Genomic DNA, 268 nt, shown 5'->3' with positions numbered 1-268 from the left:
TGGACTAATGTCAAATATTTAGACACAAAATGAGCTATATTTTCTTAAAATAATTTTCTTCTTTCTGATTTGGAGTTAAACCATTGTTGGCGGAATGAGGATTATAATTGTTATAAAATTGTTCGATGTATTCAAAGCAAGAGAGTTGAACTTCTTGAATGGAGTGATAAGTTCTGCGATTAATTTCTCGTTGTTTAAGATACTTGAAAAAGACCTCAGTGACGGCATTATCATAAGGATATCCAGGCTTGGAGTAAGAAGCAAGCAA

General features: G+C 32.5%; 1 pseudogene. It reads right to left on the bottom strand.

From position 1 onward, the window contains the following. Positions 1–18: 18 nt before the first annotated feature. A pseudogene (locus AB6B24_RS12430) lies at positions 19–268 on the bottom strand (integrase core domain-containing protein); the annotation flags it as partial.

This window comes from Lactococcus sp. AK05, assembly GCF_041026685.1.
In the GTDB taxonomy this organism is placed as follows: Bacteria; Bacillota; Bacilli; order Lactobacillales; family Streptococcaceae; genus Lactococcus; species Lactococcus lactis.
Note: the sequence above shows the minus strand (reverse complement) of the source record. Positions and strands in the feature narration are given on the sequence as shown.